The sequence below is a fragment of the Luteolibacter ambystomatis genome, from assembly GCF_018137965.1.
In the GTDB taxonomy this organism is placed as follows: Bacteria; Verrucomicrobiota; Verrucomicrobiia; order Verrucomicrobiales; family Akkermansiaceae; genus Luteolibacter; species Luteolibacter ambystomatis.
In genome coordinates this window covers 2,011,437-2,029,736 of sequence record NZ_CP073100.1, presented here as the reverse complement: position 1 = coordinate 2,029,736, position 18,300 = coordinate 2,011,437, and the positions used below count along the sequence as shown (strand labels likewise).

Genomic DNA, 18,300 nt, shown 5'->3' with positions numbered 1-18,300 from the left:
GGACCCATGCCCAAGACCCCGCGCAGCGCCTTCGATTTGACCGGCGGACTCGTGTATTTCGCCCGGATGTGTGACAAGATCCGCCTGCATCACGCCGGGAAGCTGCCGGAGGACTATCATCCCTTTCTCGGTGCCGGATTCGATGGTCGGATTTGCGGCTACCTGAAGGTGGATTATGCCGCCGTGCGGGAAAAGGTCCTGTCCGGTGCCAGCGATGAGGAGACTCTGGAATGGTGCCAGGAAAACGGCCGCCGTCTGGCCGAGATCGACGTGATCGTGTGGAACGGCTTCGCCCGCAAGCGCGGCTGGCAGGACACCGATGGCGGCAGCGAAAAGCTCCAGGAGATGAAGGCGGCATCTGGGCTCGGCGAGCGCGAGGACATCGTGACCTTCTACGATTTCTACGACGTGGACGAGGGGCGCAAGGCGTGATTCGCGCTTGGCAGGCGGGGTGCGGGTCCGCACGTTTCCGCCGCCGTGGCCATCGTCACCAATATCGCCGCTTATCTATTCGCCTCGCTCTCGGAACTGAAACCGCTCCGGGAGCGCCTGCTGGCGTTTTGCAAGACCCGCCATCTGAAGGGGACGATCCTGCTCGCACCCGAGGGCATCAACCTGTTCGTCGCGGGTGGGGAGGGGGAGATTGGCGAGTTGCTGGTGGAACTGCGGTCCATTTCCGGCCTGGAGGCACTGGAACCGAAGGTAAGCCATAGCGATCACCAGCCGTTCTCGCGGATGCTGGTGCGCTTGAAGAAGGAGATCATTGCCTTCGGTGTGGAGGGAATTGAACCCGCGAAATACACCTCACCGCGACTCGATGCCCGGACGTTGAAGCAGTGGCTCGATGAAGGGAAGCCGGTGCTGCTTTACGACACCCGCAACGACTACGAGGTGAAGCTCGGCACCTTCAAGGGGGCGATCCCCGCGGGCATCGATCACTTCCGCGACTTCCCCGCCGCAGTCGCGAAGCTGCCGCCGGAGATGAAGGACGCGCCGGTGGTCACGTTTTGCACCGGCGGCATCCGCTGCGAGAAGGCCGCGCCGTTCATGGAACGCGAGGGCTTCAAGAACGTCTATCAGCTCGAGGGCGGCATCCTGAAGTACTTCGAGGAAGTCGGCGGCGATCATTACGATGGCGAATGCTTCGTGTTCGACCAGCGCGTGGGCGTCGATCCGGCGCTACGTGAAACGCCTTCCGATGTGTGCTTCGCCTGCCAGACGCCGCTGGAAATTTCCGAGCAGGAAGACCCGCGTTATGTCGCCGGGGTTTCCTGTCCGCATTGCTACAAGCCGGATGAGGATCGCCAGATGGAGCAGATCAAGCTGCGCCAGATCGCGCTCGATCAGGTCTGCTCGCCGCTGCCCGGCAGCGTGCCATATGACAACCATTGCCCGGTGCGGATCTCCACCGAGTGCGATGGCATGACCCTGCTCGATGCGCTGTGCCATCTCTTCGCGCATGTCGAACGGTCATTCTGGGAAGGTCTTTTCGAACAAGGGAAACTGCTCACCCGCGAGGGCGAGCCGGTGTCACCGGACATCCGCGTTCGCTCCGGCGAAAGCTACCTGCGCCTGCTGCCCGGCACGGTGGAGCCGGACGTTGCCACGACTATCCGCGTGCTGCACGAGGATGAGTCGATCGTGGTCGTCCACAAGCCCGCCCCGCTGCCGATGCATCCGAGCGGCCGCTACCATCGTCATACGTTGCAATGGCTGGTGAATGCCGCGTGGGAACCGGAGCGCCCGCGCGCGGTGCATCGCCTGGATGCGAACACGACCGGGGTGGTGGTATTTGGTCGTACCCGCCGTCATGCGGGAAAGATGCAGGAAGGTTTCAAGAAGGGCGCGGTGGAGAAGGTCTATCTCGTCCGGGTGCAGGGGCATCCGGAGTGGGACGCGTTCACCTGCGAAGCACCGATCAGCCGGGAGTCATCGCGCCTTGGCGCGCGGACCGTGGATGAGGAGGATGGGCATGAGGCACGTACGGGATTCATAGTACTTTCCCGCGATGCCGATGGGACGGCGTTGCTGGAGGCGCGTCCGTTCACGGGACGCACCAACCAGATCCGAGTGCATCTGTGGCAGCTCGGCCATCCGGTGCAGGGCGATCCGGCGTATCTCGCGGACGGCAGCCACGGCGACAAGCAAACGCTCGATGTTGCAGATCCGCCTCTGTGCCTGCACGCGTGGAAGCTGGCTTTCGACCATCCTTACGACGGCCGCCGGATGGAGTTCACCGCCGAGGCCCCCGCGTGGGCTCATCCTCGTTCGTAGTTCCTTCCGAAGGAGGAACTGCATACGAAGAAATCCCCCCAAGATCGCACTGGTTTGGACTGTCATTTTTCCACAAATCCGCTATTAATAATTGCCTGCAACAAATGCAAGCCATCGCACCTTTCTGCATCCTGAAATTCACGCTCCGAACCATCTCTCTCGGGACGCTCCTGCTGGCCGGAGCTTCCGCCAAGCAGGCGCCGTTTTTCGATCCGTCGATGCCGGTCTATGGCTCGCCGGTGAAGCTGGCGGATGGACAGGTGCTAGCCCGCAGCCTGCTCTTGAAAGCGGGAAAAGGGGAGTGGGTGATCTACGATCCGGAGTTGCTGCGTCCGGCATATTGGTTCGCTTCGGAAGACGGCAAGGACCCGCTGACGCTCGAAACGATGGCGCAGGCCTCCTGGTATGAGCCGACCAAGAAAGGCGGCGTGAAGTATCCGTTGCCTGCTGCGACAGGCGTCGTACTTGCTCCGGCCTTGCCGGGGATCGGTGGCGAGGCTTCCCTGCTCACCACCGATCCGCGTCCTACCTATCCGCCGGATCTCGGGCGCGGTGGATTGCAGGAAAGCGGTCGCACCTTCTCCGGCTACCGCGTGGCGGAGGACTCCGGCGTTCTAAGCAGCGACGACCACGGCGTGAAGGTCCAGGAATGGTATGAGGCAGACCGTAGCAGCGGTGGCGCGCGTTTGTTCCGCCATCTGGTGGTGGTTCCGGGTGAGGTCCGTTACTTCCTCGTGGCCGGTGGCGCCTACACGCTCAAAGGCACGCAGGAGGCCAAGGGCGGCTCCGACAATCTCACCATTCTCTCCAATCATCCCGGCCTCAAGCTGGAGCAATCCGGCAACCTGTTGGTCGCACGTTTGGAGGCCTCCAAGAACGAGCGCCGTGTGAGCCTTTGCTACACCACCGCGGGTGGGGCGGTGAAGCCGACTCCTGCGACGCCGGTGGTGAAGGCCGCGAAGTGGAACCGCACCACGGAAACCATCATCGGCAATGCTGACCAGAGCGGCCCCGGTTGGGCGATCGACCGTGTGGCGCTGCCCTCCAAGAATCCCTGGGAACGCCGGGTGCGTCCGGCGGACATCGCGTTTCTCGGCAACGATCGTGCGGCAGTGGTCACCTTCGAGGGCGATGTGTGGATGGTCGACATCTCCGGCAAGTCCTGCAAATGGCGTCGCATCGCCGCAGGCCTGTGCGAGCCGATGTCGATCGCCCAGGTGAACGGCGTGCTCCAGGTCTTCACCCGCAACGGCGTGATCCGGCTGCGCGATGACAATGGCGACGGCGAAATCGATTCCTATGAGAACTTCTGCAGCCTGATGGTGCAGACCTCCAGCGCGCGCGGCTATCCGCTCGACATGAAGGTGAACGCGGCCGGGGAAACTTTCTTTGCCATCGGCGGCATTGTCACCAGCGAGAAGTCGATCAACAACGAGGCTTCCACCGTGCCCCACAGCGGCGCGGTGACGAAGATCTCCGTCGACGGCAAAAAACTGGAGATCCTCGGCAAGCACGCGCGCGAGCCCTTCTTCGATGTCGATCCGGCCACGGGCCGCATCGCGATGTCCGACCAGCAGGGCAACTACATTCCCGCCTCCGGCATCTTTCCGGTCATGCCCGGCTCCTACTATGGATATGGTGACAAGAAGGACGACGGCCTCACGCCGCCGGTCGCATGGATTCCGCATGAGGATGACACGTCATCGTCCTCGCCGCTGTGGATCCGGAAATCGTCCTTCACCGAATGGGAAGGCGCGGTGATGGACCTTTCCTACGGCACCGGTCGTTTGTTCCTGGTGAGACCCGCCGAGGGATGGCCGGTGAAGGAGGGCGCGGTGATGCCGCTTCAGATCGAGACAGGCCTGCCGCTGCTTCACATGCGCGTGCATCCGGGCGATGGCAGCCTGTGGATGGCGGGTTTCCGCATTTACGATTCCAAGGTGCAGGACACGGAAGGCATCGGCCGCTTGCGCCGCACCAATGTACCACTGGCCACCGCCGTGGATGCGAAGCTGGTGAAGGACGGCGTGGTGCTGCGTTACTCCGGCGAAGTCGATCCAGCCACCGTCACCCCGGCCAACGTGCAGGCGAAGGAGTGGCAGTACAAGCGCAGTGCCAGCTACGGATCGCCGCGCCTGAACCGTGATGGCAAGACCGGCTCGGATCCGGTGGCGACCGGCGGTGTGTTCCTCTCCAAGGATGGCAAGGGCGTCTTCATCCACATCCCCGGACTGAAGCCGACGATGCAGATGGAGCTGGTCACGGGTTTCGGACTCAAGGGAGCGAGGCCTGTGTCCGGCACCGTTTATCTCACCGTGAGCGCCCCGCACGCCGCGGATTGGAATGCGCTGGGATTCGCGCCACCGAAGCTGGATGCCACCGTCGCCGCGGTGCATGAAAGGGCCGCATCAGGTCCTGCCAGTGCGGATGCGGGCAAGGAGCTCGCCACCCGCTACGGCTGCATCGCCTGCCACTCGGTGGATGGCGCGACGGTCGGCCACAGCGGCCCGACGTGGAAGGGGCTGCCCGGTTCCAAGCGCACCTTCAAGGATGGCACCAGCGCGACCGCCGATGACGCCTACCTCCGCGAATCGATCCTCGATCCCGCCAAGAAGATCGTGAAGGGCTACGAGCTCGGCATGGGCAGCTACGCGGGAGTCCTCAGCGATGGCGAGATCGACAGCCTGATCCTCTACATCAAGTCCCTGAAGTGATCTCCCGATTGCGGGAAGATTGCTTCTTGTTGGGCCGTAGGATTCCGGGTTGTGTGTTCCATGATGATTCGATCCGTGTTTCCGAAGGCCCTTGGGATTTGGGCGGTTGTTACCCTCGGCGGTGCCGTGCAGGCGCAGACGCTGGAGCCGCTCATCACCGGCTACCGTGCGGATGATGCGGACCTTTCCGCCGTGCTCGGCGGCCTGGTGTCGGCGAGGTCGCTGGAGCGCCAGCAGGGACTGGCGGCGGATTGGCTGAAGCGGCTTGATGGCCTCGGCTACGATTCGCTTTCGGCATCGGATCGCATCGACTGGCAGTTGCTGCACCGCCGCCTGATTTCAGAGCAGCAGCAGTCCGAATTGCAACGCACCCGTCTCAAGGAGATGGAGCCGATGCTTGGGTTCCTCGGGCCGGTGCAGGAACTGGTATCCGATCGTTCCGCGCGTGTCGGGCTTGATCCGGAGAAAGCCTCCGGCATGCTGGCCGAGGCGGCGGAGCAGTTGAAGGAACTGCGCAAGAAGCTCGACCAAGGGCATTTCAATTCCGGCAACCTCAAGCCGACACCGGTGCTCGCAGTCAGGATTGCGGCAACCCTCGATGCGTTGCGCGGCAGGCTCGACCGGTGGTTCCAGTTTTATGACGGCTTCCAGCCGGAGTTCGGCTGGTGGGCGCGGCAGCCGAAGGGGGCCTTGTCAAAGGAGTTGGAGAGCACGGCGGGGTTCTTCCGCAAGGAGATCGCCGGGCTCAAGGGTGAGCCGGACGATCCGTTGATCGGTGACCCGGTGGGGCCGGACGCTCTCTCGGACATGCTGGCGGGAGAGATGGTGGCGTATTCGCCGGCGGAGCTGCTCGCGGTGGCTGAGAAGGAATTCGCGTGGTGCGAGGCAGAGATGAAAAAGGCCGCCGCCGCGATGGATTGCAAGGATGGCAAGGAGGCTCTGGAAAAGATCAAGACGGCGCACGTCCCACCCGGTGGTCAGGCGGCGCTCGCACAGCAGGAGGCGGAGAAGTCGATCCGCTTTCTCAAGGACAAGCAGCTCGTGACGATCCCGCCGCTGGCGGAGGAATGCTGGGGAGTTTCGATGCTAGGCACGGACACGCAGAAGAGCCTGCCGTATGCGGCGTATTCGCGTCCGAACATTGCCGTGGCTTATGCGCATGAGTCGATGTCGCACGAGGACAAGTTGATGGCGATGCGGGGAAACAACGCGTCCTTCCTTCACATCGTCACGCCGCATGAGCTGATCCCGGGGCACCATCTGCAGGGATTCATGGCACGGCGTTATGCGACGGAGCGGCAGATGTTTTCCACGCCGTTCCTGGTGGAAGGTTGGGCGTTGCATTGGGAGATGTTGCTGTGGGATCTCGGCTACGTGGCCACACCGCAGGAGAAGGTGGGGGCGTTATTCTGGCGCATGCACCGTTGCGCGCGGGTGATCGTGAGCCTCAAGTTCCACCTCGGTGAAATGACGCCGGATGAGATGGTGGATTTCCTCGTCGATCGGGTGGGACATGAACGTGCCGGAGCGACGGCGGAGGTGCGGCGTTACATCGGGGATGATTACGGTCCGCTCTATCAGGCCGCCTACATGACCGGTGGTTTGCAATTGCGCGCGCTCTACAAGGAACTGGTGACGGGCGGGAAGATGACGCCACGGGATTTCCATGACCGCATCCTCCACGAGGGAGCGGTACCGATTGAAATGATCCGCGCCGCACTCGAGGGCGAGAAGCTGCCGAAGGCGTGGAAGCCAGCGTGGAGGTTTGCGGAGAGCTGAGGGCGCGTGCGAGGCAATATGATCTGAAGCGCCAACGGCGCGCTCCATACCAGCCTAGAAGCTATCTCAAAAGGGCATTGAGCAGCATGATGGCACAGGCGAGTTCAACCAAAGCCTGGTAGTTCCGGGCTTTGCGTTCCCAGCGGCTCACCAGCCTGCGGTAGTTGTGCAGCCACCCGAAGAACCGCTCGATCTTCCAACGTCGTCTGTAGCGACGCAATGGGCGGCGATCCTGGGATTGCCAGCAGTTGCAGCGGTTTGGTGCGATCATTTCCACTCCACGCTGCCGCAGTTCCTCATCGAGCTTGTCGCTGTCGTAGGCCCGGTCGCCAATGAGGCGCTCCGGCATCACCTCGATGAACATGAAGTCGAAGATCTTTTGAGATAGCTTCTAGGCTGTCTGCTGGAACTGCGGATCAGCCATGACGACAACAAGCTCGCTGCCGTGTGCGCGGCGATTGCCGAATGGCAACCCCGGCTCCTGCCCGGGAGCCGTTGAAGCTGGAGCACACGCGAGCGGATCCGGACATCGGAGAGCGTCCCGCCTTTGAGTCTCCGGGATCTGACAGAGCTGCTGGACTTCTATTTGCTAGCAGATCCGCGACCAACTCCTCCAGATGGGCCAGCGCCACCGCAAGCGTCAGGAAGATATCGCGCGGAGAAAGAAGCGAGCCAACCGGCAATCTCGCGATCTAACCAAGTAGAATTAGTCCAACGCGGAGGACTCTTGTGAAGAAAACGACAGAAGTCTGTTCTTGGTTGAGTGTCAAAATCACCGACAATGAGCCGTCAGGAATCTGTCGCCACGGATCGACAAAAAGGACACACTTCGTATGCAAATCCAACACTTGAACTGCGGCGTTCTTCACGCACCTCCGAGTCCGCAAGCATCTTGCCATTGTGTGCTGCTTGAACACGATAGCGGACTCGTGCTCGTGGATACAGGTATCGGATTAGAGGACATTGCTCACCCGGTAGAGCGGATTGGTTCGTCCGCCATAAATGCTGCCGGCTTTCAATTCCATGAGCCGCTGACAGCCATCCGACAGATTGAACGCCTTGGGTTCCGAGCCGCTGACGTGACCGACATCATCCTTACTCATGGTGACCACGATCATGTCGGAGGGTTAGCCGATTTCCCAAATGCAAATGTGCATATCTCGGAAGAAGAGCATTTTCAGTTAGGAATCGATCACCGGCGATACTCATCGGCCCAGTTTGCGCACCGACCACGATGGATCACGCACCCAACGTCATCCGAGCGGTGGTTTGGGCTGGAAGCCCGCTCATTAGACCTATTCAACGGAATTAGCATCCATTTAATCCCTCTGTTTGGTCATACTCTTGGACATTGTGGTGTGGCTATTCAGGACGGAGACCGGTGGTTGCTACATGCCGGAGATGCCTACTACTTACGGGTAGAGCTATCGACCGACAACCATCCGGTGTCGACACTTGCAACCCAGCGAGCCGATGATGACGATCTTCGCCGCGCGAGTCTATCTGAGCTTCGCCGCTTGGCTCAAAAGCATGCTCCGGAGATAGAGATATTCGGATATCATGACTTCACTGAGTTTCCGTCCGAAGCAGCAATTTCTGTTGAATGAATCAAAAAGAAAAGGAGCCGAATAAAGCCCTGCATCCAACCTTAGAAGCTATCTCAAAAGGGCATTGAGCAAAATGATGACACAGGCGAGTGCGACCAAAGCCTGGTAGTTCCGGGCTTTGCGTTCCCAGCGGCTCGCTTTCCGTGCAAACGGCGACAGGAAGACCATGGCGGTCGACCATTGCCATGATCTTGATCCCCTTTGCCCTTGCGGGTTTTGCCAATTCCATCGCCCCTTTTTCGCCGAGGCGAAGGTCGCATCGACGAAGCATTCACTGACATCAAGTTTGCCGCGGTCACGCGGATCATCGGCCAGAGCACGCAGCAGGGTTCGCATGACACCTTGCTGCTCCCATTCTTGGAACTGCCGGTGAACCGTCTGGTAGGAACCATAACGGGTAGGAAGATCCGCCCATTGGGCTCCGGTGCGTAGGATCCACAGGATGCCATTGAGGATCGCGCGTCGGCCCACGCGCGGGCGTCCGATCGGACCGGTATTGTCGTCTGGCAGAAGAGGCTCAAGGACAGTCCATTGCGGCTCGTTCATATCCATGAGCCGAACCTGCCACACCTTCAAAACCTGTACCAGCCCCTTTTGAGATAGCTTCTAGGCCTGGCGACCTAGGCTGGTATGGGACGGGCCTTTGGTCCTTGTAGATCGGGTGCGGCGATTGATTTGGCATTAACACCCAGGCACGCCCTCGCGGATGAGCTTGGAGAAATCCGGGCTCTGATCGGCGGCTTTGGCGCGGTCGTTGATGTGCCCGCGGCTTTTCAACTCGGGGAAAGGAATTGAACGATCCAGCGCGCCGCGTTCATAGAGCATCTCATCACCAAAGCCGTTCACCAGCATCCGCCAATCCCACGGCGAGCGTTCGCTGGCCACACGCTGGTGACGGATGGCGGAGGTGCAGTTGTCCGTGACGGCATTGTACCATCGTGGATGGGTGGCGAGATGGTTGAGCGTGGCCAGATACTCGCCAAAGCTCTTCCGCGCCTGTTCGGGCGTGGCGTTGAAGTGATAAAGATATACGTCCTCACCGTGGCGGTAGTTCGTGCGGACGCGGATCACATCGCGTTCGTCAGCAACCACGCAGATCAACTCGAACTGCCTGTAGAGCCCGCCCAGCGCCGAGAAGCCCTCGCCCTTCTCGGGCCGTGTCTCAATGCTGAAACAAACCCGGCCTTCACCGCCGAAATCGAACGAGACGATGGGATGCGCCATCCACTTGGAACCCCAGTAGTTCACGAACAGGTCGATGCCGCGGAGCTGGCTGAGATGGTAGGTCCGCGTTTCATAGCGCGGCGTGAAATCGGTTTCCGTGCGGTAGTCGAAGTTCCGCACGTTCTGGATCACGACCTCATCGGCATCGATGCGTGCCGAGGCCAGCCGCGCGACCTCGGGTTTCCAATCGCGGTCCTGCTTCGGCGGAACCGTCAGCCACCAGCCGATAACCAGTACGATTGTTCCTGCGACGCCGGCTTGCGGTTTCCACAGCGGCCGGAAGCGGAACAACGCCGCCACCGCCGCCAGCAGGAACAGCACGGCGAAACCACGCCATATGGAATCGAACCACAGCGCGCCGAAGGTCCATGCCACGCCGATGGCCAGGGCGAGCCAGACCAGACCTTGCAACAGGCCCCGGAGGATGGTGCGGAGAGCGGGCACGGGTGAGCGCGGCATGCAGATAGCCCACGAATCCGCCTTCCGCAAAAGAAGAATCCGCCGGCCTCAGCGCGAGAACACCAACCGCATGAAGCGTTTGCCACCTGCGGCGGTGCCGTAGGGCAGCGGATCGCGCCAGGTCTGGAGATAGCCGCCGTCCGGTTGCAGAACAGGGCTGCCAATGGGCGATACGCTCACCGGCCAAGCGGTAAGATCCGAACCGGCGACGGCGGCCACCGCGATTCCGGTGCTGTCGCCATTGAGGCGGCAGGTGAGGGTCAGGTAGCGCTGCGAGGTGTTGGGATCGGTCCACACGCTCTGCGCCGGGGCGTACCGGGAGTTCCCGCCGAGCGGGCTGCCACCGGTGGCGAACTCGGCCAGATTGGAAAGTCCGTCGCCATCCGGATCGGCGTGGTCACCCCACACGATGGTTTCCTTCGCTGGATCGGACAGATCGGCGGGAGCGAAGGTCGCGGTCCTCCAGGCGGTGTAGCTTTGCAGGTCGGGCAGTCCCGGATTGCCGCCGGGGTTGTAGCTGGCACGCCAGTTCACGCCGAGTCCCTGGTTGGGATTGGCGAATGGATTTTTCAGTACCATCGCGGCACCGGTGCCGTTTGCGGCGGCAGGCCAGGGCGATGCGATGCCGTAGTTGATCGAGGCGATGGTGTCGTCCGCCGCATTGGCCACGCGCACGGTTTCACCGGAATTGCTCAGTGATCCGCCGTATTGTCCGGCCACCGGCAGGCCGCTGCCGTAGCGGAAGGGGAAGGCAGTGGTATTGCCCACCACCAGCATCCGTGCTCCCGCTTGCAGGGTGGAGATGGTTGAACTGGCGAAGTTGAAGGTGATGCCGTTCTGCACCTGTACGCCGCGCACATCGATGGATGCGGCGGAAATGTTCATCAGCTCGACGTATTCGAAGTCGGAGGAACCGGTGTAGCCTGCGGTGGTTTCCGCTGCATTCGCGGCGGTCGGGCGATAGTGGATCTTCGTCACGACGAGATTGCCTGGTGCGGCGACAGCCAGCGCGCTGAAGGTCGCTTCATCGAGCGCCGACCACACGCCGGTGTCGCTGAGGAAACGAGCCCGCACCGTCACCAGCCCGTTGAGCGTGATGCCCGGGGACGCATAGAGCGTGCCCGCGATCGCGCCGCCAATCGCACGCGGATCACTGCCATCGGTGGTGTAGTAGATCGCGCCGGTCTGTACGCCTTGGCTGAGCACGAGCTGGTAGTTCGGAGCCACCTGGCCACCGCGCTGGGCAAAGGTCGGCGCATTCACGGACGGGAAGAAACCACGCGTGCGGAGCTGGCTGATGAGCGTGGTTTCGCGGCTGGCGAAGAAGCTGGTGCGGATCGCGGCCAGCCGGTTCTGCCACTGGGCCAAGGTGTGGTTGGTGGCATTGGTGCCCCAGCGCGCCGCGTCGGGGATGATGGCTTGGTTGATCTGCGCCGCGCGCGCATCGAACAAGGCCTGCGCCGTGGCCTGGGTCATCGGACCGCCGTTGAAAAGGAACTTTTGCGCGAGGTCTGCCATGCGGATGCGGTATTCCGGGTTCGCGCTCAGGTCCTCGTGGATCCACTCGGGATTGCTATAGGTGAAGTTTCCGCGGTTGCTGCCATTGGGCGCGCTGGTGTTCGCACGGTTCGCCACCCATGAAGGCGCGTTGAGGGTGTGCTCGGCATCGTGGACGAAGAAGCGGAAACCATCGGCGGTGTTGCGGTTGCGCATGCCGCGCCAGTTGTTCGCCCGGTTCATGCCGAGGAAATTCGACAACGGCCCGTCGCCATCGCCGGTGTAGTAGTGCAGCAGCATGTAGGAGATGAGGTTGTCCGCATCCAGATAGACGGGCAGCGCCGGATTGCGGGTGCCATCGGGATTGCGGCCGAGGATGGCGAAGTAGTTCGCCGCCGTGGGATTCGCCTGATGGGCGCGGGCCATGTTCCAGAGCGTCTGCCAGGCGGTGATGGTGCCGCTGCTCAGCTCGTAGGTGAAGTTGGGGTGGTTCGAGGTCTGGATGACATCGTAGTCATCCTTGTCACCGCCGAAGTAGCTTGCGCCGTAGTCTTCCTGAGCCCGTTCCTCGGTCTGGTAGATGCCCCAGTATTGGCCGTTCAGGTAGAGATGGAGGTAGCGTGAGCGTGTGGTCGGCTGGCCGAGGGCGGTTTGCAGATCGCGGCAGAATACCTCGCGGACGGCGGTGTTCTCGGTGCGGCCGGATTCACTGCCGAGCGACCAGTGGTAGTTCTGTTCGGTGCGCAGATCGAGCGTCTCGAATTCGTCGGTGCCCGTGGTTCCGTGCAACGGGAACACCAGGCTGGAGTCGCCGTATTCGCCGCGGAAATGCAGGCGCAGCGAATGCTTCACGTAGCTGTCTCCACGGCTCGCTCCACCGCGGATGCGCAGGCCCGCATTGACGTAGAACTTCGTGGAGCCATCGGCGGGCAGATATTCCGCCGTGGCCTGTCGTTCCCAGTCATCGCCCTTCAGGTCCGCGTTTACATAGATGCCGGTGCTGGCATTGGTCAGGTTCGCCTGGTCGGTGACGATGGAGATACTGGGGATCTGCTTGAGGCCGTCGAGAAGCTGTTGATTCGTGTACTGTGCCTTTAGTACCGTGTTCCAGCCGTAGCGGAAGGTCTGGCCATTGACCGTCGTGGTCGGCCAACCCGAGGGCGCGGTGCCGGTGGCATAGACCTGGTTTGCCAGCACGTCATCAAGGAACAGGTAGGTCTGTGTCACCGCCGGAGTGGGCAGCCAGCCGGTGAGGAAGGCGGCGGCGCGCAGGGTGGTGGTGGCGGAGATGGTGATCGGGCCGCTGTAGGTGGTGCCATTGGCGAGCGTCGGTGTGGTCGAGTCCGTGGTGTAGCGGATCGTTGCACCAGGTGTGGCGCAGGTCAGCGTCAGAGGAAACGAGGCGGTGTAGAACCCGCGGGCGCTGCTGAAGGCGATGTCCGCGACCAGACCGGAGGAAGGCGCGTCGTTCGGCGCGAGCGGCGTGGGGTTCGCATAGAAGACCTGCACGCCGGACTCCAGACCCATGGAGACGTTCGCACGCTGGGCCGGGAAACCGGGTGTGAACGCGGTGGCGGTGGCGCCACCGGGCGTGAGCAGCGTGAGGATCTCGCCATTCGCACTCAGGCCGAAATTCGTGTGTAGGTTTCCGGCGGGATTGTTGCGATTCTTCGAGGACGGGAACACCAGCCGGTAGCCGGTGGCCTCGATGATCGATCCCGCGGGGAAGATCCAGGTACTGTTGCTGTCCTTCAACTGGTAGCCGTTCAGATCGATGGCATAGGGATTCGGATTGTAGATCTCGATCCAGTCTGAACTGTCGCCATCCTCATCGCGGTAGCCGCCGGAATTGCTGGCGAGGAACTCGTTGATGGTGGTCGGTTGGGTCGAGCCGCCGATGGTCACGGTGACGGGAATGGTGGTGGTGCCGTAGCTGTTGATGGCGGCGAGCGTGTAGGTGGTCGTGACGGTGGGGGAAACGGTCACACTGCCGCTGGTGGCGGAGGTGGTGGCCAAGGCGCCATTGTCGATGGAAACCGAGGTTCCATTCTGCATCGTCCACGCCAGCGTGACCGCCGTGCCGCTGGTGGAGAGCACTCCCTTGCCGGAAGTGATGCCATTGACGGAGGCCGTCAGCGTGGCCGCCGGAGCGGGGGAGGGATAGGTGGTGGGCAGGGCGTACTTGTTCTGAAGATACCAGCCGACGTGGTTGATACCATCGGTGGTGAGGACGCCGTCATAGACGATCACTTCCGCGATACTACCATTCCAGTAGCGGGTCAGTGTGGCTCCGGAGGTGGAGGTGCCAGCATTGCCGAGATAGAAGTCGCCGTACGTCTTTTGCGAGCTCGCCACCTGGAGCAGCAGGTGTGGCGAACCATAGGTCACCATGCCTCCGGCCACCTGGTTCACCTGTACCGTTCCGGAGGTGGTGAAGTCGTTCGTGTCCGCATTCGCACCCGGCCCCCGGTAACGCGCGGCGGTGCCATCACGACGGATGTCCAGCTTGTCCTGGCCGGTGGAGATCAGCGTGGCCAGCGAGACCGAGCCGCTTTCCATCGTGCCCACCACGAAGATGGTCCGCGCCTTGGTGTTCGCCGCCGCGCGAAACAGGAAATCGTCCGCTCCATCGAAACGCACTACCGGCTTGTTGTTGAATCTCGCGTCGCTGGCGACGTAGGTCGGCGCATTGTCGGTGGCCGTCGCGAGAGAACCCCAGGTGGTGACAGGGGCGTTGTTCGCCAGCGTGAGGTCATCCGCCTTCAGGTGCAGGGAGATCGTTCCGAAGTCCGCAGGATTGACGGTTTGGGCTCCCAGAGGAGAGATACCGAGCAAAGCCACAATCAAATGCCGGAAAATTGTGTGACGATTCATGGGGGATCGGAAAAAGATAAAGAAAAAGACGATTGGTGAATTACACGCAATCTTTCGCCCGACGCCATCCAAAACTTGGCCCCTCGTAACAAACCGTCCGTGGCATCGGCCTCCCACCGATGTTCTGATAAATAATGTCGCGGCGGGACGTCACGACCACGGCCTGCGGCGGGACGCCGCAGCCACGCATTCGTCACTACCTCAACCCGCGAACTGCGCGGACAATTTCTCGATTTCCTCGGAAAGCTCCGCCCAGCGGGAATAGGCGGTTTCAAGCTGGGTGGTCACGGAGGCCACGGCGTTCGAGGCCTGCCGGAACTTATCGGGATCGGCGGCGACCGCCGGGTCGGAAAGGTGCTCGGTCAGGGTGTTCTGGGCCACTTCCAGTTCGGCGATCTTCTTTTCAAGCGCGGCGAATTCATCCTCCAGTGGCTTCAGCACCTTGGCGCGCTTCTGGCGCAGCTCGGCATCCTGGCGGCGTTGGTCCTTGCGGTTGCCTGCGGTTTCCGCTGGAGCGGCGGCAGGTTGGGGCGCGACGATCGGCTTGATCACCGGCGTGGCCGGGCGCTTGGAGAGTTTCGCGGGAGAGTTCCGCTCGGCCTTTTCTTCCTCGGCGATCTTGTCGAGGTAGTAGGTGATGTTGCCCACGAATACGCGCGGATCCTCGCCGGGGCGGAACTCGAGGGTCTTCGTGACCAGCGGATCGAGGAAGTAGCGGTTGTGGGACACGATCATCACCGTGCCGGAGTAGTCGATGAGCGCACGCTGGAGCACGTCCTGCGACTGCATGTCGAGGTGGTTCGTCGGCTCGTCCAGGATCAGGAAGTTCGCGGGCTGGAGCAGCATGCGAACGAGCGCGACGCGCGAGCGCTCGCCGCCGGACAGCACGCCGACCTTCTTGAAGACATCGTCGCCACGGAACAGGAAACAGCCGAGCAGGCTGCGCGCCTGGGCGACGTTCTCGCGGCTGGCGACTTCCTCCACCGTTTCGAGCACGGTCTTCGTCGGATCGAGTTCGTCGGCGTGGTTCTGGGAGAAGAACGAAGTGGCGACCTTGTGCCCGAAGTTGTGGCTGCCGTCATCCGGAGCCTCTTGGCCGGTGATCATGCGGCAAAAGGTGGACTTGCCCGCGCCGTTCGGCCCCACGATGGCGATCTTCTCGCCGCGGGTGGCCTCGAAATCGAAGCCTTTGAAAATCTGGAGATGGCCGTAGGCCTTCGAGACATTGTCCAGCTTCGCCACCGACTGGCCGGAGGCGGGCGGATTCGGGAAGCGGAAGTTCATCACCGCATCGTCCTGCTCGGGCGCGGGGATGCGCTCGATCTTGTCCAGCATCTTGATGCGGGATTGGACGAGCGTAGCCTTGTTCGCGGAAGCGCGGAAGCGGTCGATGAAACGCTGGATGTCTGCGATCTCCCGCTGCTGGGCGGTGTATTGCTTGAGCCGGATCTCCTTCCGCAGCACGGACTCGCGCTCGAAGTAGGAGAAGTTTCCGGCATACTCCTCGGCCCGGCCATGGCTGAAGGCGATGGTGCGGGTGCAGAGGGTGTCGAGCAGGCCGCGGTCGTGGGAAATGAGCAGGATCGCGCCCGGGTAGCTCTTGAGATATTCCTCCACCCAGCGCTGCGTGCCGATGTCGAGGTGGTTCGTCGGTTCGTCCAGCAGCAGCGCGGCGGGTTCCTGGAGGAACAGCTTCGCCATGGCGATGCGCATCTGCCAGCCACCGGAGAACTCGCCGCAGTCACGGGTGAAATCCTTTTTGCTGAAGCCGAGGCCCTGCAGCACGCTCTCGATCTTCGGCTTCATGCGGTCCGGATCGACATCATCGAGCTGGAGCTCCAGCTCGCCGATCTCCTCCAGCAGATCGCCGTAGGGCGAGGAACGCGGGTCGAGTTTCTCCAGTTCGTTGGAAAGGCGCTCGATCTTTTCGCGCAGGGCGATCGTTTCACCAAAGGCGGATTCGGTCTCGTCCCACAGCGTGCGGCCCTTCACGTGGATGCCTTCCTGCGGCAGGTAGCCGATGCGGGTGCCTTTCGGCATGTTGATCCGGCCGGCCGTGGGCTGGATGATACCCGCGATGCACTTCATCAGCGTCGATTTCCCCGCACCGTTGTGGCCGGCGAAGGCGATGCGCTCCTTGGCCTGCACGGTGAAGGCGAGGTCGGAGAACAGGACGCGGGCGCCGTATTCGACGCGGAGTGACTGGATGGAAAGCATGAGGCGGCGGGAAGTTCTTCACTTCCAACCGCCTGGTCAATCGGGAAGCGGCGGAAATCTCCGCCTTTTCCACGATCAATAATCCACCACCGTTGCCTGAATGCTGAGCGTGCGCTTCACGGTGACCGTGAGATACGCCAGTCGCTCGGTACCCACGAAAGATTTGGTCAGCAGCTCGATGGTGTAGGGACCATCCGTGGTGAACGCCGAATCCCAATCGGAAATCGTCAGCGTGCGGGTGTCCGGCTTCTCCTGATCGAGCACCAGCATGGAGCCGGGGACGGTGGTTCCCACGGTATTGAGCGCCGGGCTGCCCGGATAGACCTGGAGCCAGGTGTCGCTGCGGGGATACATGTCCTTCAGCGGCAGCGTGATCGTCGGGGCCTTGAGGCGGATGATGTCGCCATTGGCGATGCCGCTGATCGAGCCGGATGGCACGGGATGGATCTGCACGTAGCCGGAGGCGATCTGGGTCTGGGCGATGCTGGAGTCCGCCAGTGCCTGGACGAGGAACCATTCCTCACCCGTCACCTTGGTCGCGAGCTGGCCGGTGGTCGGTGTCAGGCCGGTGAGGGTATAGTTGGTGGTGGTGGTGCCATTGGTCTGATTGTACCACGTTTGCTTCGGAGTACCGGTGGTGGCTTGGGCGAGAGTGAGCGTGCCGGAGGTCGGGTAGTTGGTTGTGTAGCGCTGGACCAGAACCTTCTTCGCGCCATCCGTGATTACGGTGCCGCCGGTGGTGGTGGTGCCGCTGACAAGGCCGGCAACCGTGACCTGCACCGAGAACGGGCGGTCGGCGCGGGTGCGGGTGACCTTGGTATAGGGATCCTCGGTCACGGTCTTGACGGTGGCGGTCGGGAGGTAGGCTCCCACCAGCTTCTGATCGAGCAGGTAGCTGGTCGCGCCGCTGGTTTTCACGGCATAGAGCTGGAACAGCGCGCCGTTCGTCTCCATGGCGAGCTGTGCCGTGGAGGAACCGGTCAGAGTGGTGAACGGCTGGTCCCACACCACACCCGTGCTCTGTTGGGTCTGGCGGATGAAGGTGGTGTAGGCGGACGACTGGGCGGCAAGCGGAGAAATGGTGGCCGCGGTGGCGAGGGTGGTGAGCAGCAGGGTTCTCATGGCTTCGCGGGGGCTTCGGTTTTGAACGACACGGCGCCGCCCTGATGGGTGGCGATCACGACCTTGTTCAGACCGGTCCAGTTCTTGCGGGTGTCCGGCTTGAGGGCTTCCTGGCCCGCCGCCTGGGCGATGCTGACTTCTTCATTCGTCAGCCACTGGCGGTTCACCGCCATGAAGTCCTGCAGCGGCACCAGCTTGCCCGTGGGGGTGGTGGTCACGTAGCTCTGCAGGGTGGGCGGGATGTGAACCACGGCACCCTTCGGGACGAAGGTCCACTGGCCGTTGGCGACGAGGATCTGGGAGGTTTCGAAGATACCCTCCGGAGCCTTGTTGATCACGCGGGTTTCACCGGTCACGGGCTCGCCCGGAAGCGGAGCTTCCTGATTGGCGCGCATCCTGGCGGCCATTTGTTCGGGCGTGGTGATGTCTTTCATCGCCGGCTCCGCATGTGCCTGCAGGCAGGCGAACAGGGCGAGACCGGTGAGAACCGACGGGTGGGGAAAACCGCGGGCTTTCATGGCTGGGTTGTGGGG

The 18,300-nt window shown here is 62.2% G+C and carries 11 protein-coding genes and 1 pseudogene; 5 read left to right on the top strand and 7 right to left on the bottom strand.

The genetic code is table 11. The features are described 5' to 3' along the window. The first annotated feature begins 6 nt into the window (after nt 1-6). From KBB96_RS07740 to KBB96_RS07725, 4 genes are all read left to right on the top strand, one after another. Nucleotides 7-432 carry a DUF5069 domain-containing protein gene (locus KBB96_RS07740; RefSeq protein WP_211634069.1) on the top strand — a complete coding sequence of 142 codons (426 nt, stop codon included), beginning with the start codon at nt 7-9 and terminating at the stop codon, nt 430-432. A gap of 45 nt (nt 433-477) precedes the next feature. Further along, nucleotides 478-2,274: a sulfurtransferase gene (locus KBB96_RS07735; protein WP_211634068.1), complete on the top strand. Its 1,797-nt coding sequence runs from the start codon at nt 478-480 to the stop codon at nt 2,272-2,274. Nucleotides 2,275-2,378: 104 nt separating this feature from the next. Beyond that, nucleotides 2,379-4,988, top strand: a complete 2,610-nt coding sequence (locus KBB96_RS20970; protein ID WP_226373671.1) for a c-type cytochrome — start codon at nt 2,379-2,381, stop codon at nt 4,986-4,988. A 60-nt stretch (nt 4,989-5,048) separates the two neighbouring features. Further along, on the top strand, nt 5,049-6,767 hold the full coding sequence (locus KBB96_RS07725) for a DUF885 family protein (RefSeq protein ID WP_211634067.1): 1,719 nt from the start codon (nt 5,049-5,051) through the stop codon (nt 6,765-6,767). A gap of 61 nt (nt 6,768-6,828) precedes the next feature. Here the strand turns inward: KBB96_RS07725 and KBB96_RS07720 are convergent. Beyond that, nucleotides 6,829-7,113, bottom strand: a pseudogene (locus KBB96_RS07720) (transposase); the annotation flags it as partial. 556 nt (nt 7,114-7,669) lie between these two features. On the opposite strand from KBB96_RS07720, the gene KBB96_RS07715 reads away from it, so the two are divergent. Further along, on the top strand, nt 7,670-8,374 hold the full coding sequence (locus KBB96_RS07715) for an MBL fold metallo-hydrolase (protein ID WP_211634065.1): 705 nt from the start codon (nt 7,670-7,672) through the stop codon (nt 8,372-8,374). 48 nt (nt 8,375-8,422) lie between these two features. Here the strand turns inward: KBB96_RS07715 and KBB96_RS07710 are convergent, their stop codons facing one another. The 6 genes from KBB96_RS07710 to KBB96_RS07685 all read right to left on the bottom strand — a co-directional run bounded on the left by KBB96_RS07710 (nt 8,423) and on the right by KBB96_RS07685 (nt 18,285). Further along, nucleotides 8,423-8,920 carry a transposase gene (locus KBB96_RS07710; protein WP_211634064.1) on the bottom strand — a complete coding sequence of 166 codons (498 nt, stop codon included), beginning with the start codon at nt 8,918-8,920 and terminating at the stop codon, nt 8,423-8,425. 135 nt (nt 8,921-9,055) lie between these two features. Continuing rightward, nucleotides 9,056-10,057, bottom strand: coding sequence for an Lnb N-terminal periplasmic domain-containing protein (locus KBB96_RS07705; protein WP_211634062.1), 1,002 nt, complete (start codon nt 10,055-10,057; stop codon nt 9,056-9,058). Nucleotides 10,058-10,105: 48 nt separating this feature from the next. Beyond that, the gene (locus tag KBB96_RS07700; protein WP_211634060.1) at nt 10,106-14,428 is read right to left on the bottom strand and encodes an FN3 associated domain-containing protein; all 4,323 of its coding nucleotides are present in this window, start codon (nt 14,426-14,428) and stop codon (nt 10,106-10,108) included. 201 nt (nt 14,429-14,629) lie between these two features. Further along, nucleotides 14,630-16,645 carry an ABC-F family ATP-binding cassette domain-containing protein gene (locus KBB96_RS07695; RefSeq protein ID WP_211634058.1) on the bottom strand — a complete coding sequence of 672 codons (2,016 nt, stop codon included), beginning with the start codon at nt 16,643-16,645 and terminating at the stop codon, nt 14,630-14,632. Between the two features lie 75 nt (nt 16,646-16,720). Beyond that, nucleotides 16,721-17,767 carry a hypothetical protein gene (locus tag KBB96_RS07690; protein ID WP_211634056.1) on the bottom strand — a complete coding sequence of 349 codons (1,047 nt, stop codon included), beginning with the start codon at nt 17,765-17,767 and terminating at the stop codon, nt 16,721-16,723. Continuing rightward, nucleotides 17,764-18,285 carry a hypothetical protein gene (locus tag KBB96_RS07685; protein ID WP_211634054.1) on the bottom strand — a complete coding sequence of 174 codons (522 nt, stop codon included), beginning with the start codon at nt 18,283-18,285 and terminating at the stop codon, nt 17,764-17,766. Before KBB96_RS07685 ends, KBB96_RS07690 begins: the two co-directional genes overlap by 4 nt. Between the last annotated feature and the right edge of the window lie 15 nt (nt 18,286-18,300).

Bases quoted from the DNA above. Each gene is read 5' to 3' on its own strand.
- KBB96_RS07700 (WP_211634060.1), bottom strand. From the start codon at position 14,428: ATGAATCGTCACACAATTTTCCGGCATTTGATTGTGGCTTTGCTCGGT.
- KBB96_RS20970 (WP_226373671.1), top strand. From the start codon at position 2,379: ATGCAAGCCATCGCACCTTTCTGCATCCTGAAATTCACGCTCCGAACC.
- KBB96_RS07690 (WP_211634056.1), bottom strand. From the start codon at position 17,767: ATGAGAACCCTGCTGCTCACCACCCTCGCCACCGCGGCCACCATTTCT.
- KBB96_RS07705 (WP_211634062.1), bottom strand. From the start codon at position 10,057: ATGCCGCGCTCACCCGTGCCCGCTCTCCGCACCATCCTCCGGGGCCTG.
- KBB96_RS07695 (WP_211634058.1), bottom strand. From the start codon at position 16,645: ATGCTTTCCATCCAGTCACTCCGCGTCGAATACGGCGCCCGCGTCCTG.
- KBB96_RS07710 (WP_211634064.1), bottom strand. From the start codon at position 8,920: ATGAACGAGCCGCAATGGACTGTCCTTGAGCCTCTTCTGCCAGACGAC.
- KBB96_RS07725 (WP_211634067.1), top strand. From the start codon at position 5,049: ATGATGATTCGATCCGTGTTTCCGAAGGCCCTTGGGATTTGGGCGGTT.
- KBB96_RS07740 (WP_211634069.1), top strand. From the start codon at position 7: ATGCCCAAGACCCCGCGCAGCGCCTTCGATTTGACCGGCGGACTCGTG.
- KBB96_RS07685 (WP_211634054.1), bottom strand. From the start codon at position 18,285: ATGAAAGCCCGCGGTTTTCCCCACCCGTCGGTTCTCACCGGTCTCGCC.